Origin of the sequence: Paraburkholderia sediminicola (assembly GCF_046026675.1) — a bacterium.
GTDB classification, from domain to species: Bacteria; Pseudomonadota; Gammaproteobacteria; order Burkholderiales; family Burkholderiaceae; genus Paraburkholderia; species Paraburkholderia sediminicola_F.
The window spans coordinates 2,375,991-2,391,207 of record NZ_JAQQEY010000001.1 but is presented as its reverse complement, the minus strand read 5'-3'; the positions used below and the strand labels follow the sequence as shown (position 1 = coordinate 2,391,207).

Sequence of the window (15,217 nt, the reverse complement as noted above, 5' to 3'; positions counted from 1 at the left end):
TGGCAGGAGACTGCCAGTAATCAGGAGCGACGATGACCGTAGCGAAACGCAACAAACGCGTGAAACCCGACCCTGAGCTCGTCAAGCTGGCCGACAGCCTGCTGGCGAACTACCAGAAACCAGAGGACCTGATTGGCGAGAACGGCCTGCTCAAGCAGCTCACGAAGATGCTGGTTGAACGGGCGCTAGAGACGGAGATGTCCGAACACCTGGGCCACGGCAAGAGCGAAGCGGTCACCAATGCCACGGGCAACACCCGCAACGGCCATAGCGCCAAGACGTTGCAGGGGGAGTTTGGCGAGTTGCCGCTCGATATCCCGCGTGACCGTCAGGGTGCGTTCGAGCCGAAGCTGGTGAGTCGTCATCAGACGCGCTGGTCGGGCTTTGACGACAAGATCATCTCGCTATATGCCCGCGGCCTGAGCGTGCGGGAGATTCAGGGGCATCTGGAAGAAATGTACGGTACCGAGGTGTCGCCCACGCTCATCTCGGCCGTAACAGACGCGGTGAGCGAGGATGTGAAGGCCTGGCAAGCCCGCCCGCTCGACGCGCTTTACCCCATCGTTTATCTCGACTGCATCCACGTCAAGGTGCGCGACAGCGGTGCTGTACGGACCAAGGCGGTCTACCTCGCCATCGGCGTGAACATGGACGGCCACAAGGAAGTCCTGGGGCTGTGGATCGCCCAGACCGAGGGCGCGAAGTTCTGGCTGCAGGTGGTGACCGAGCTGAAAACGCGCGGCGTGCAGGACATTTTTATTGCCTGTGTCGATGGGCTCAAGGGCTTCCCCGAAGCCATCGAAGCAGTCTATCCGAAGGCAGCAGTTCAACTGTGCATCGTGCATATGGTGCGCAACAGTCTGAACTTCGTGTCCTGGAAGGTGCAGCGCGAGGTCGCCGCCGACCTGAAGACGATCTACACTTCATCGACGGTCGAGCTGGCCGAGCAGAAGCTGAGTGCCTTCGAAGCCACGTGGGACAAGGACTATCCGTCCATCGGGCAGAGCTGGCGGCGCAACTGGGCACGCGTCATTCCGTTCTTCGACTATCCGCCGGAAATCCGGAAGGTGATCTACACCACCAACGCCATCGAATCGATCAACATGAGCCTGCGCAAGGTGATCAAAACCCGCAGTTCGTTCCCGACCGACGAGGCCGTGACCAAGCTGTTTTACCTGGCACTTAACAACATCAGCAAGAAGTGGTCGATGCCGATCCGGGACTGGAAGGCAGCCCTGAACCGCTTCACTATCCAGTTCGAAGACCGCCTGTTACCGGGTTAAATCAATACCCGTTTACACAAAATTCCGGACACCCTCGCATCTACTTTTCTTTGCCGCCGCAAAGAAAAGTAGGCAAAAGAAAGCGGCTCAAACCGCTCATGCTAAGTGGGGCCCGTGGTCTGCTGCAGGTAGTGGTGCATCTGGAATCTGTGCTCATGCACCTGCATACGCCAGTGACAAGGGCGTCATACTTCCGGCGGCGCTTCGCGCGCCGAAGAGCAGTTCATAAAACCACCCGCTACGTTTTGACGCTCACGCCTCGCCGCAGGGCTGTGGCTCGTCATTACATCACCGCCGCCGCCGCGATTGTGATTGAAACGGCAACCGCAACCGCACGCAACCGCAACCGCAACGGCACGCAACCGCAACCGCAACCGCAACCGCAACCGCAACCGCAACCGCCTACGGCAACTGTGATCGTGACCGGGGCGGTGATTGCAGTACACCGACATATCACTTGAAGTGGGGGTTCCCACGTGAGTGGAGAGGCGCGTCGCCGAGGCGAAGCCGACGGCCCCCGCTGCGCAAAAACGAAGCCCGTGGTTTCCCCTGCATACCCGTCCGCGACGCACGCAGTGCGGAGTGGGAGCTGATGACACCTTTGTCACTAACGCGGAATGTGCGAGAACACGGATTCCAGATGCACCACCACCCGCAGCAGACCACGGTGCCCACTTAGTATTAGCGGTTTAAGCTGCTTTCTTTTGCCTACTTTTCTTTGCAGCCGGCAAAGAAAAGTAGGTGCCGCCCCGCACAGGGGCAACGCTAATAGACCACTAACAAAACAAGGAAAGGCCAAAGCCCCAAGAACACGGACAAACAACCGCCGAGCAGGCAAAAAAACACCATCAAACCTTATACCCAACCCGAACCCCACCCCAATGCCGCCCGGCCACAAAAACGGGCGCCGACGCATCTTTCATCAAAACAAACTGCCCACCGCCCATATCACGCCGATACGTCTGCAGCAAAAATTTCTTCACATGTGAAGCAGCCGCAATCCCAGTCCGATCATCGAACATCCGCCGATTCCGGCAATTCGCCATATTCCAGACCACATCCTCGCGCTGCGGCAAGGAAAACTTCAAATTATGCGTAGGCAGATAACCGCGCACATCGATAGCAGCACAGAACGCCACGCGTGGATCAAGCCCGAGTAACGGCTCCTGAATGGCAGGCAAAACCCGATCGGTAAAAGCAGTAAACCGCGTAATGAACTGAGCCGGATTGCTCCCGGCAACGGGCACGTAACGTTGATCGAACAGATCTTCAATTGACACTTCGCCCCGCGCAACAGCCGCTTCGAATACCTTGCCCACCTCGGCCGCGGCCCGCTGCACGGCTTCGATAAACCGCGTATCCGTCGTCTCCACCCCCGTGGCCGCGGTCAGCTCGATCAGCGTCTCGGACACGCTGAGCAAATTCCCCAGCCGGTCCTTCGCCTGCACGAAGTTCTCACTCGAATCTTCGACACCGCTTGCCATCTCCAGCACCTGCGCCTCGAGCCCGTTGCATTGCGTTTCGATCTCGCCGGTCAACGCGGCGATCTGTCCAGCCTCGTCGTTGAGCTGCGTAATCGCATCGCCCGTCGCATGCACGACGTCGCCGATCTTGCGGGTGCCCTCGCGTACCCGATGGGCGCGCGCCGTGTTCACCGAGCCCTCGCTAATCAACTGCTCGGTCTGCTGGGTGAGTTGCGCGAGCGTCGTCTCGATCTGGCCGGTCGCCTGCGCAGTCTTCGCCGACAGGTTCTTCACCTCGGCGGCCACTACCGCGAAACTCTTGCCGGAGTCGCCGGCGCGCGCGGCTTCGATCGCGGCATTCAGCGCCAGCAAATGCGTCTGGCGGGCGATCAGCGAAATCTCCTCGGAGACGCGGCTCACATGGGCCAACGCGCTGCGCAGCGCGCCGATCTGGCTCTCGATCACCGTCACGCCTTCCACCAGCCCGTGGATATCGGCGAGAGACGCCTCGAGCGTCTGTTGCGACGCCTGTACGCCGGTTGCGGCTTCAGCCGACACGTTGCGCATTTTGCGCGCAGCGGCGGCAACGCGGTGGTTGCCCGCCAGCGTGACGGCAGCAGATTCGCGCAGCGCGCGGCATACCTGTGCCTGGCGCTGCACGCGCGCAGCCACTTCTTCAACGTGGCCTGATACGTCGCAGATTTCAATGCCCAGTTTGCCGGCGTGCGCGGCAATATCGCCGACCACGGTCTGCGAACGGGCAGTCCGGCGGAAGCTGAAGCGCGTCATGGTCGTGTTCTCCTTGATGGCGCGGTGTGCTGAGTCAATTCGCGCGCTCATCCTGCACGGATGCCGCGTCTTCCCGAAGTATTGACGGCAAACTTGCAAACAACTTGATACGGGGTATCCCGCGGTCGTTATGATGTGGGGTCCGGCAGGGCGCTGGCACGGCCCGGTGCGCAGCACGCGTGCGACGACCCGGCCTGAGAGAGGCCGGGCCCCGCAAGTGGCTGTGCCTGCCATTTCTCGCAGCCTTCCCACTCACCAGCGGACCATGATCGACTCCTTCGCGCGCGTCTCGGGCTGGCAGCAGCTCTACCACCTGTGGGAGCTAATCGTGATGCTCTGCAAGTTTCTCTGGGGACTGTTGCGGTTGCTCGGAGGCGGTTGAGCGCGCAACGTCGTGTGTCGGCGGTGCGTTAACAGCGCGGCCACGCGTGCCTAAGTGCGGGTCGGTGAGTCGGTGAATTTGGCGGGACCGCTAGACGATGCGACGATACGACCGCCGCATCGTGCGGCCAGGAAGGGTCAGACCGGCGCGCGGCGCGCGCCTTCAGCGGCTGAAGCGGTAGCGGCGTTCGTGCCGAGAAACGCGCGCAGATCGGTCATCACGCGCTCAGGGGCTTCTTCCATTGGAATGTGGCCGAGTCCCGGGTACATCACCGATTTCGCGCCTGGAATGCGGCTCGCGAATTCGGCCGCGTGCGCAGGCGGAATCCAGCGATCCTTCGCCCCCCACAGCACCAGCGACGGCACCTTCAGCGTCTTCAGCACGTCGGTATCGACGTCCTTGAAGTCGAGCGTCGGCACCATCTTGCCGATCGCCGTGCGCGTACCTTCGCCGTGGAAGAATTCGACGTAACGCCGCAGCGTCACTGCATCGAGCTTGCGCGGATCGCCATACACGTTGCGCACCGCGCTCTTGATGATGACTTCCGGCAGCCACCACGGCGAACTGACCCGCACCAGCGCGCTATTGAAGAGGCCAATGTAAATCGGCAGCTTCATCGGAAAACCGGCCGAGTCGATCAGTACCAGCTTTTCGACGGCCTCGCGATGGCGTACAGCGTAATCCCACGAAATCAGGCCACCGAGCGAGTTGCCGATCAGCGTCGCGCGCGAGATGCCGAGTGCCTGCATGAACGTGTCGATAAATCGCCGGTAGGTTGGCAGGTTCATGGTTTCGATTTCGCCGGAGCCCGAGCGCAGCGGTCCGGTCACACCGAACGGCGGCAGATCGAGACGGATCACGCGATGCTGCTGCTTGAGCTCGTCGGCGACGCCATTCCACGTATGCAACGAAGACGCGAAACCGTGAATCATCACGATCGTGTCGCCGCTGCCTTCGTCGACGTAGTGCACGTCGGCACCCATGACCTTGACGAACTTCGAGCCGCTTTGCGTGTAGCGCCGCTGCAATTCGGTGCGCGGCACGCTGGTAATGCCGAGGCGCGCGGCGAGCGAGCGGGGGCGCAGCGGCGCGGTGGATGCGGGCGTTGCGGATTCGATGCTTGCCATGGTTGTTGTCTCCCTCTAGTTTGAATTGGAACGCCTCCGCCTCCGTTTCAACATCGCGAGCAGCCCCTCAGCCGCCGCATGCCGCATCAAGGCGCAAAGCGATAATCCTGCGGCCGCACGCGCCGCGTGCGTTTGCGAAAGCTGAATGTGAAGCCCGGCCACAACGCTGTGACCTTGCCGCTCTTCGTCTGATACCAGCTATGGCAGCCGCTGACCCACACGGAGTGCTGCATCTCTTTCTGCAGACGCGCATTGAAGTCGCGCTGAACGTCGGGCAGCAGCGTCATCGTGCGTGCCTTGCGTCGGCGCAATACGCGCAGGCAATCGGCGATGTACTGCACTTGCGACTCGATCATGTAGATCATCGAGTTGTGGCCGAGCCCGGTGTTCGGGCCGACGATCATGAAGAAATTCGGGAAGTTGGCGATGCTGGTGCCGAGGTAGGCCTCCGGTCCATCGCGCAGCCACATCGTGCCGAGGTCGGCGCCGTCGAGACCGCTCACGTCGAACGGCGCGCCCACGTCGTTGACCTGGAAGCCCGTGCCGCAGATGATCGCGTCGGCCTGGTGATGCGCGCCGTCGTCAGTGACGATGCCGTCGGCGACGATTTCGCGGATGCCGGTCGTCACCACGTCGACGTTGGGTTGATTGAGCGCCGGATAGTAATCGCTCGACAGCAGCACGCGCTTGCAGCCGAGCCGGTAGTTCGGCGTCAGTCTGGCGCGCAGCTCTGGGTCCTTGACGCGCCGTTCGAGGTAGCTCAAGCCGAACTTCATCGGCAGCTTCATCAGTTTCGGATTGACGACGAACGCAATCGCACGCGATTCGAGCTGCCAGTAGATCGCATTGCGCAGGAAGCGCTGCGTGAACGGCAGATGGCGGAACAGCCAATGCGCACGCGGGCCGACCGGCTTGTTGGGCTTGGGCATGATCCACGGTGCGGTGCGCTGGAACAGTTCGAGTTGTGCGACGCGTGGCTGGATCTGCGGCACGAACTGGATCGCGCTGGCGCCGGTGCCGATGACCGCTACGCGCTTGCCTTCGAGTGGATAGTCGTGGTCCCAGCGCGCGGAATGAAACAGCTTGCCTTCGAAGCGTTCGAGCCCGGCGATCTGCGGCATGGCCGGCCGCGATAGCGGACCGCTCGCGGCGATCACGACATCGGCCTCGATGCTTTCGCGCGTGCCGTTCGAATCGATCTCTACCTGCCATGTCTGCCGCGCTTCGTCGAAACGCGCCGAGGCGACGCGCGCATTGCAACGCACGTAACGATCGACGCCGTATTTGCGCGCGCAATGCTTGAGGTAGGCGAAGATTTCCGCCTGACTGCCGAACGCACGCGACCACGCCGGATTCGGCTCGAACGAAAACGAATATAGATGCGACGGCACATCGCAGGCCGCGCCGGGATAGGTGTTGTCGCGCCACGTGCCGCCAACATCGCCGGCCGCCTCGTAAATCGTGAACGACGTGATGCCCATCTGCTGAAGGCGGATCGCCATGCCGATGCCCGCAAACCCGCTGCCAACAATAGCAATGCGCGGTGCGGCGGGTTGGTCAGTTGAAGCAGGCGTCACGGGGGTCTCCGGAGGTGGGCAAAATTCGGGTGTCTACATATGTCTACAGCCGTATAACGGGCAGGGTAGACAACTGTACACTTCGCGTCAAGATCGTTTAGAGTACGACTATTAAACGCGCGAGGCGCGCTCCGACTGAAAGCTCATGAAACCCTTACCCGAAGCGGCGCTCGCCGCCGACCATGGCGCTGTTGCCGGGCAGGACCTCCCGCCTGGCAAGCGCAAACTGATCGAAGCCGCGTTGCGTCTGACCGCGGGCGGGCGCAGCTTTGCAAGCCTGGGTCTGCGCGAACTGGCGCGCGAGGCAGGGTTGAATCCCAACACGTTCTACCGCCATTTCGACACGCTCGACGACCTGGCGCGCGAGGCGGTCGAATCGGTGAGCCGCCGCTTGCGGCCGATGCTGCGGCGCGAGCGCTGGCTGGCCGCGCACGATGAGCCGCAGAGCGTGCCGCGTCGCGCGTGCGTGGCGTTCTTCGCGTTTGCATTGGAGAATCGCGAGGCGTTTCTGAGCGCGCTGGCCGAGTATCACGGCACGTCGCCGGCGTTGCGCGAAGCGGTGCGGGCAAACCTTCACGAGGTGTCGGCGGAAATGGCGGACGACGTCGTGCAACTGGAACTGATGCCGACACTCGCCCGCGCAACCGTCGATGAAGTCTGCACGCAGATTGTGCTGCAGCTGTTTCATCTTTCGGCGGAGTACATCGACGGGAATGCCGCGCGCCGGGACGCGCTGGTCGGGTATGCGGAGCGTTTCATCGTCCGGCTGTTCGCGGGGTCGGTGCTGCTGGCGCAGCATGAGCCGGTCAGGGCGCTCGCATGAATGAAGGGGATCGGCATAAAAAAACAGGCTCCTTGCAGGAGCCTGTTTTCATTGCAGCTTGATCGATTAGCGTTTGACTGGCTGCATCTCACGCAGCGCGGCGTTTCTCAGGTATCGCTCCAGCCGCCGGAATCGTCGTTGCTGCCCATGTCGACGCCGCCGCCGTTGTTGTCGTTCCAGTCGTTCGAGCCTTGGCCGAAGTCGAGGCCGCCGCCATTGCCGCCGTCACCGCCACGGCGACGCGTTTCGTCATCGACAATCACGTCGCGTTCCACCACGCGTTCACGCCCGGAATTCAGCGCCTCGCCGAGTAGCACGCCCGTCAGCAGACCGCCCATGCCGCCGCCGAAACCGCCGCCACCTTGTTGCACGATGACCTGCGGCTGCTGCTGATACGGTCCTTGTTGCGGATATGGCTGCGGTGGGTTGCCAAAACGCTCGGCCTCCTGCGCATACGGCGACTGCTGCGTGCCAGCGGCCGGCGCGGCATACGGATCGGGCCGCCCTTCGGCGCGGGCGCGCAGGCTGCCGATGCGCTGTTCCAGTTCGTCGAGCTGATACGGCGGCACCGGATTCTTGCTGTTCGACAGCGTTTCGACGAGACCGCGCAACTGGTCTTCGGTCGATTCGACTTCCTTCTCCAGCGCCTCGTGACCTTGCACGGTGGAGAGCTTCACGTCGAGCTTCAACGAGCGCACGGCGTTGAGCATTTCGGTTGCGCGCTTGAGCTGCACGCGGCGATCGTCGTCGGCGCGCGAATCGTCTTGCGTGCGGGCGCGGCGCAAGGTCCAGCGCAACACTAGCGCGATCACGCCGATCAGGAGAATGATGCCGACCCACATGCCGATGCCGGGACCATGCCGTTGCGGCGCTTGCGGCACCATCGCCGATTGCTGCTGCACCGCCGGCGAATTCTGCTGCACGAACGGGTTGGCCGCGCGGCTCGTGGTGTTGCCGCCGGCGGCACCGGCACGTTCCGCGTTCTTGCGGATACGCGCTTCGGTTTGCGCGAAACGGGTCGGGTCGGTGAAGCGGATTTGCGGGTCGAGCGTCTTGGCCTGTTGCACCTGGGCGAGCGCGTCGGCAGAACGGCCTTCGCGGTCGAGCACCTGGCTGTACAGGTAGTGCGCGCGGGCGTTGTTCGGATGCGCCTGCAGGACTTCGCTCAAACCGGCATCGGCCTGTTGCCAGTTGCCTTGCGACATGGCGGATTCGATCTGCTGGACCGTCGGCACAGCGAACGCCGCGGCCGACACGAACAGCAGTGAGGCGAATACGCTTGCGAGAAATTTTTTCATTTACGGACCGGGTGCGATGCACCCGTCTCCTTCAGTCGATTCCGACTGCACGCGTAGTGACAGCCGGTATTTACTGCTGACGCAATTACTGAGCCGGCGTGTTGATCTGCTTCTTCAATGCTTCGAGACGATCTTCGACTGACGGGCCGCGGTTCAGATCCGCGAGCTTGTCGTCGAGGGCCTTGCCGGTCTTCACGTCGGCCGAATTCAGGCGCGCGTCGGAACGGGCGTTCGACAACGCAACCTTGTCTTCCAGCTTCTGGAAATCCTCGGACAGATTCTTGCCGCCGATACCGCCCAACGCAGTGGCTGCGACATCTTTGGCCTGAGCGATCTGCTGCTTGGCTTGCAGAATGTTCGAGCGCGCGTTCAGGTCGTTACGACGGCCACGCATGTCGTCGATCTGACTCTTCAACTGCGCAACCGACGGCTCCAGCGTGGTCAATTCCTTGGCCAGCGCATCGCGTTCAGCTTCGGCCGTGGCTTGCGCGCCGAGGGCTTCGCGTGCGAGCGCTTCGTCGCCGGATTGCAGCGCGCGCTTCGCGCCGTCTTCGTACTTCTTCGCCTTGTCGGCGGCGACATCGCGCTTGCTTTGCTGCGTGGCGACTTGTGCCTGAATCTCGATCAGCGAGTTCTCGGCTTTAGCGATGCTCTCGTCGAGTTCGCGCACGATCTGGCGCGAATCGCGCGACGGGTCCTGCACGGAATCGGCTGCGTCGTTCAGGAGACCTTTAAGCGTGCGCGAAATGCTGTCAAAAAGCGACATGAAAACCTCCAAAGAATGAAATCGGCGCTGAATAATTCCTACGCGCTTTAACTGCTTTCAAATGCTACTTTACGCCGCTGCGCGAGAAGCTGCGCAACGTTCGGACCGGAGTTCGGGGCACACTCGCCAATTGCAATAGCGGCGCCACAAATTTACGTTTTGAAAACAAATGGCCAACAGCCTCAGTGGTTAAAACGCGCGTTGGCTTATTCAGCCGTTCGCGGATATTACACCACGCATTCTCTTAAAACCGCCTTAAAGGGCGCGATGACATAATCGCCAACTTCATGCGCGGCGGGCATCCGCGCGACGGGCATCCGCGCGGTGCGGCGGCACGGCGAGTGTCCGCGCGGCGGGTGTCGCGGATGTGAACAGGCGTGGTGTGTGGGCTGCGTGCTTGTGCTTCAACGGCGCATCGATGCGCGCTGGGTTGGGGCGCTTGACCGTGCCGCGTCCGATTCAGGCGAAGCGGCCGCCTTCCGTGCTCGGATCGCTTTGCGGATCGTCTTCGTCGCGCGTGGCGTCGAGGCGAGGGCGTTTGAGTACGTTGCGCAAGGGCGTGTCCACGTCGCTGGGTTTCTGCGCCGAGCCGGCAATGGACGCCGCTTCGGCAGCGGCGACGCGCGCTACGGCTTCGGCTGCCGCGGCGGCTTCTATCTCCTCGGCGGTGGCGGTGAGGGCGGCCAATACGCCGGCCGGCAGCAACGGTGCCGGGCCCGCGCCTGCGGCTGTGCCCAACAATTCATCCGCTTGCGATGCGGCCGCGCTTTCCGCCGGCGCAGCGGATGCGTTGTCACTGTGGGTCTGCAAGGCCTCCGGGAGCGCCGCCCTTGCGTTGCGCGTGCCGCGCGCGACCCGCTGCAGCGCGGCGTCGAGCGCGTCCGGTGCGCGCGGCGCACGCAGCCGGTCGACGATGCTGGCCGCTTTCACCTGTTCGCTGGTCGCGCCGAAGCTCAGCACCGCGCGCCGCATCAGTTCGCTGACGCTAATGCCCAGGTTTTCGGCGGTGGCGGCGATCGCGCGTTTCTGTGCGGTCGTGACGAATACGACGATGCGTTCGCTGGGCTTGTTCATGGTCGGCTCGCATACTTGTTGGCATTGGCGAATCAAGGCGTGAATCTGGCGTACGCCGTCGCGCGTATCGGTAACGACTCCCGCGCCGAGTCCATCATATGACGAGTTGCGCCGATGCGGAACGGGCGCGACATGAAAATCCCGTGACATCAACGGGTTGTAGCGTTTGCGGCGGGCTTGTCCACAGGCCTTTCAACAATTTCTGTTGATAACCGGGGCAAAGCGGCGCCGGGCGCACGCGCGATTGCCGCGATCTACCTGCGTGGCGCCGCGCGAAGGGAATTCTTACAAAAAAACTGTCTTGGACGGCGCTTGATTTCTTTAAAATGCGCTGTTACGTTGCGCCGGACGATGTCACAGGCGTGCCGTGCGGTCGCCCGGGGGCATAGGGCCGCGCGGTGTTTTGCGCCTCACGCGTTCAGTTACGCGCCCACTATTCCAGTCATGCCAATCATCAAACGACCGCACTCTTCAAATTCTCCGGCTGGTGACGACCGGGACGCCTACCACCGCACTCCAGGACGCAACGCTGCTTCGCGCGACACTGAGCCTGGCCGCCGTTCGATCGGCGCGAGCATTACCATCTGGTTTGTCAGTCTGCTGGCGACCATCGCCGTGGTGGGTGCGCTGATCGTCGGTTACGCGCTCGTGGTGATGGGGCCGCAACTGCCGTCGCTCGATGCCCTGACCGACTATCGTCCGAAAGTACCGCTGCGGGTGTATACCGCGGATCACGTGCTGATCGGCGAGTTCGGCGAAGAACGGCGCAGCATTGTGCGCTTCCAGGACATTCCGGACCAGATGAAGAAGGCGGTGCTCGCGATCGAAGACTATCGCTTCTACGAGCACGGCGGCGTCGACTTCGTGGGCATTCTGCGCGCAGGTATTTCCGACATCACGCATGGCGGCGCCTCGCAGGGTGCGAGCACGATCACGATGCAGGTGGCGCGCAACTTCTTCCTCTCGAGCGAGAAGACCTACACGCGCAAGATTTACGAAATGATGCTGGCGTACAAGATCGAGCGCGCGCTGACCAAGGATCAGATCCTTGAGGTCTACATGAACCAGATTTATCTGGGGGAGCGCTCGTACGGTTTTGCTGCGGCCGCGCGCGTCTATTACGGCAAGGATCTGAAAGACATCACGCTGGCTGAAGCCGCGATGCTGGCGGGCTTGCCGAAGGCGCCTTCCGCGTACAACCCGGTGGTCAATCCGAAGCGCGCGAAGATCCGTCAGGAATACATTCTGAAGCGCATGCTCGAGCTGAAATACATCAGCCAGGATCAGTACGATCAGGCGGTCAAGGAAGAGATTCACACCAAGAATCCGGGCAACGAATACAGCGTGCATGCCGAGTACATCGCCGAAATGGTTCGCCAGATGATGTACGCGCAGTACAAGGACGAAACCTATACGCGCGGCCTGAACGTCACTACCACGATCGATTCCGCCGACCAGGACGCCGCCTATCGCGCGGTGCGCAAGGGCGTGATGGATTACGAGCGGCGCCACGGCTACCGCGGACCGGAAGGCTTCGTGCAACTTCCCGCACCGGGCGACGACCGCGATCAGACGATCGACGACGCGCTCACCGATCACCCCGACAATGGCGAAATCATCGCGGCCGTGGTGACGGACGCGAATCCGAAGCAGGTGAAGACGCAACTGGTCGACGGTACCGAAGTGACGATCAGCGGCGACGGTCTGCGTTTTGCAGCCGGTGCGCTCTCCGCGCGCGCGGCGGCCGCCACGAAGATCAAGCCGGGTTCGATCGTGCGCCTCGTCGCCGACGACAAGGGCAACTGGCAGATCACGCAGTTGCCTCAAGTGGAAGGCGCGCTGGTTTCGCTCACGCCGCAGGACGGCGCGATTCGCGCGCTGGTAGGCGGCTTCGATTTCAACAAGAACAAGTTCAACCACATCACGCAGGCGTGGCGTCAGCCGGGTTCGAGCTTCAAGCCGTTCATCTATTCGGCGGCGCTCGACAAGGGTCTCGGACCGGCCACGATCATCAACGACGCACCGCTGTACTTCCCGCCGAGCACGCCGGGCGGTGACGCGTGGGAGCCGAAGGACGACGACCAGCCGGACGGTCCGATGCCGCTGCGCCTCGCACTGCAGAAATCGAAGAACCTGGTGTCGATCCGTATCCTGTCGTTCATCGGCACCAAGTACGCGCAGGATTTTGTCACGCAGCGTTTTGGTTTCGACGCCGACAAGACCCCACCGTATCTGCCGATGGCGCTCGGCGCCGGCCTCGTCACACCGCTGCAATCGGCGGGCGCTTACTCGGTGTTCGCGAACGGTGGCTACCGCATCAATCCGTATCTGATCAACGAGGTGACGGATGCACGTGGCGAGCCGCTTTCGAAGGCGCAGCCGTTGACCGCCGGCCAGGATGCGCCGCGTACGCTCGAACCGCGTAACGCATACATCATGAACAGCCTGCTGCATTCGGTGGCCACGGCCGGCACGGGTGCGGGCACTAACGCGCTGCATCGTTCGGACCTGCAGGGCAAGACGGGGACGACCAACGACGCCAAGGACGGCTGGTTCGCCGGCTATCAGCAATCGCTGGTGGCGGTGGCGTGGATGGGTTACGACCAGCCGAAGAGTCTCGGCAGTCGCGAGTTCGGTGCACAGCTCGCGTTGCCGATCTGGGTCGAGTACATGCAGCGCGCGCTGCGCGGCGTACCGCAGAGCGAGCCGGCGCAGCCGGACGGCGTGACCGCGGTCGACGGCGAACTGTTCTATACGGACATGACGCCGGGCAATGGTTTCGTGGCCAGCATCGGTCTGGATTCGGCGAATCCGACCGCCGGTGCAAGCGACGCGGTGGGCGGCGTGGGGCCGGCGGGTATGACGCCGCCGGCGGTGCCGCCGCCGAGCGTCTCGTCGAATGAGAAGAAGCAGATCATGGATCTGTTCGAGACGAACAAGCCCTGATGTCCGCCAGTCCCCCAAAGGGGGACTTCCTTCGGGGTTCGTCTCGCGGCATAGCGAGTGTGCGCGGCCGGCCCGCGGCCGCGCACGCAAGTTTTTGAAAGGGCAGGGAAATTGCGCGCTGGCGCGGATTTTAGTCGCGCTGCTCGGGCCTCGCCCAGCAGATTTTGTGCCCGCCCTCTGCAGTGTGTTTTAATCACGCCTGCGGTGCTTTTTTATTGGGTCCCATACGGACGCTCGACTCCTAAGCGGTTTCGGTCTCCAACACTGCTGCGTCTCGCCGCGAGTGAGACGCCCATCTTCGAAAGTCGCGCCGCGCGAGACCCGTTTGACGCGCGCGCATGCCACTTCGCCCGTGGGCAACCGTCAGGTTGTCGCGGCCGGCGTGTTTGTTACACAGCATCCACCGGGTCGTTGCCTCGTGAAAAGTCGAATACTCATCTGTCTGATGACAGGTTTGCTACGCGCGTTTGCTTTCCTGCCATATGGCGTCGTCGCACGCATCGGCACCGGTATCGGTGCGCTGTTGTACCGGATTCCTAGCGCGCGCCGGCGCGTCGTGCATACCAATCTGAAACTGTGCTTTCCCGACATGAGCGACGAGGCGCGTGAGCGTCTCGCGCGCGCGCATTTCTGTCATGTGATCCGCAGTTATGTCGAACGCGGCCCGCAATGGTTCGGCAATGCGCAGGCGTTGGCGCGCCTTGTCGAAGTGGAGAGCGCGATCGATCTGACCGACATGGAGGGGCAGCCGACGATTTTTGTCGGCTTCCATTTTGTCGGTATCGAGGCGGGGTGCATGATGTATTCGACGCGGCATCCGGTTGCGTCTTTGTACACGCCGATGTCGAATTTGTTGCTTGATGCGATGGCCAAGCGGCAGCGTGGGCGCTTTGGTACGGAGATGATTCCGCGTAGCGATAGTGTGCGGCGGGCTTTGCGCGTGTTGCGGGATGGCAAGCCTGTCATGCTGGCTGCTGATATGGATTTTGGGCTGCGGGATTCGGTGTTTGTGCCGTTTTTTGGTGTGCCTGCATGTACGCTCACTTCCGTGTCGCGGATGGCTAAGGCTGGGAATGCTCGGGTGGTGCCGTTTGTGACTGAAGTCTTGCCCGACTATCGGGGCTATAAATTGACTATCTTCGAAGCGTTAAAGGATTTTCCTTCGGATGATGTTGCTGTTGATGCTCGGCGGATTACCGAGTTTCTTGAGACGCAAGTGCGTCGGATTCCTGATCAATATTATTGGGTGCATAAGAGGTTTAAGCATCGGCCTGCTGGGGAGGCCGGGGTTTATTGATTTTTTTTGCCTTCGCGGCGCTTTTGTCAGTGTTCTTGGGGCTTTGGCCTTTCCTTGTTTTGTTAGTGGTCTATTAGCGTTGCCCCTGTGCGGGGCGGCACCTACTTTTCTTTGCATGCCGCAAAGAAAAGTAGGCAAAAGAAAGCGGCTCAAACCGCTCATGCTAAGTGGGGGCCGTGGTTTGCACAGGGTAGTGGTGCATCTGGAATCTGGGTTCGTGCCCCTGCATACGCCAGTGACAAGGGCGTCATACTTCCGGCGGCGCTCCGCGCGCCGAAGAGTAGTTCTTAAAACCACTCGCTGTTTGGGCGGCGCCCGAAAGATCTGTGTCTGATTTCGTTGCGGGCTCAAGCATTTACGCCGGTTGTCCAGGTGTTATCAACATGCCTTTC

10 protein-coding genes are annotated in these 15,217 nt (G+C 62.0%); 4 read left to right on the top strand and 6 right to left on the bottom strand.

Annotated features, from left to right (window positions below; translation table 11 throughout):
* The first annotated feature begins 32 nt into the window (after window positions 1-32).
* Window positions 33-1,283, top strand: coding sequence for an IS256 family transposase (locus PQQ86_RS10405; RefSeq protein ID WP_408265345.1), 1,251 nt, complete (start codon window positions 33-35; stop codon window positions 1,281-1,283).
* An 848-nt stretch (window positions 1,284-2,131) separates the two neighbouring features.
* On the opposite strand, the gene PQQ86_RS10400 is transcribed toward PQQ86_RS10405, so the two are convergent.
* From PQQ86_RS10400 to PQQ86_RS10390, 3 genes are all read right to left on the bottom strand, one after another.
* Window positions 2,132-3,535, bottom strand: coding sequence for a methyl-accepting chemotaxis protein (locus PQQ86_RS10400; RefSeq protein WP_408266319.1), 1,404 nt, complete (start codon window positions 3,533-3,535; stop codon window positions 2,132-2,134).
* Window positions 3,536-4,054: 519 nt separating this feature from the next.
* The gene (locus PQQ86_RS10395; protein WP_408266317.1) at window positions 4,055-5,044 is read right to left on the bottom strand and encodes an alpha/beta fold hydrolase; all 990 of its coding nucleotides are present in this window, start codon (window positions 5,042-5,044) and stop codon (window positions 4,055-4,057) included.
* Between the two features lie 86 nt (window positions 5,045-5,130).
* Window positions 5,131-6,621, bottom strand: a complete 1,491-nt coding sequence (locus tag PQQ86_RS10390) for a flavin-containing monooxygenase (RefSeq protein WP_408266315.1) — start codon at window positions 6,619-6,621, stop codon at window positions 5,131-5,133.
* A gap of 145 nt (window positions 6,622-6,766) precedes the next feature.
* Between PQQ86_RS10390 and PQQ86_RS10385 the strand changes: the two genes are divergently transcribed.
* Window positions 6,767-7,444: a TetR family transcriptional regulator gene (locus PQQ86_RS10385; RefSeq protein ID WP_408266313.1), complete on the top strand. Its 678-nt coding sequence runs from the start codon at window positions 6,767-6,769 to the stop codon at window positions 7,442-7,444.
* 107 nt (window positions 7,445-7,551) lie between these two features.
* Here PQQ86_RS10385 and PQQ86_RS10380 read toward each other — a convergent pair whose 3' ends face one another.
* The 3 genes from PQQ86_RS10380 to PQQ86_RS10370 all read right to left on the bottom strand — a co-directional run bounded on the left by PQQ86_RS10380 (window position 7,552) and on the right by PQQ86_RS10370 (window position 10,582).
* Window positions 7,552-8,742: a tetratricopeptide repeat protein gene (locus tag PQQ86_RS10380; RefSeq protein WP_408266311.1), complete on the bottom strand. Its 1,191-nt coding sequence runs from the start codon at window positions 8,740-8,742 to the stop codon at window positions 7,552-7,554.
* Between the two features lie 85 nt (window positions 8,743-8,827).
* A complete protein-coding gene (locus PQQ86_RS10375; RefSeq protein ID WP_054043431.1) occupies window positions 8,828-9,508 on the bottom strand; it encodes a PspA/IM30 family protein in 681 nt (226 codons plus the stop codon).
* 459 nt (window positions 9,509-9,967) lie between these two features.
* Window positions 9,968-10,582 (bottom strand): hypothetical protein, encoded by a 615-nt coding sequence (locus PQQ86_RS10370; RefSeq protein ID WP_408266309.1) that lies wholly within the window; start codon window positions 10,580-10,582, stop codon window positions 9,968-9,970.
* 444 nt (window positions 10,583-11,026) lie between these two features.
* Between PQQ86_RS10370 and PQQ86_RS10365 the strand changes: the two genes are divergently transcribed.
* Window positions 11,027-13,528 carry a penicillin-binding protein 1A gene (locus PQQ86_RS10365; protein WP_408266307.1) on the top strand — a complete coding sequence of 834 codons (2,502 nt, stop codon included), beginning with the start codon at window positions 11,027-11,029 and terminating at the stop codon, window positions 13,526-13,528.
* A gap of 418 nt (window positions 13,529-13,946) precedes the next feature.
* Window positions 13,947-14,825 (top strand): lipid A biosynthesis lauroyl acyltransferase, encoded by an 879-nt coding sequence (locus tag PQQ86_RS10360; RefSeq protein WP_408270208.1) that lies wholly within the window; start codon window positions 13,947-13,949, stop codon window positions 14,823-14,825.
* The last annotated feature ends 392 nt before the right edge of the window (window positions 14,826-15,217 follow it).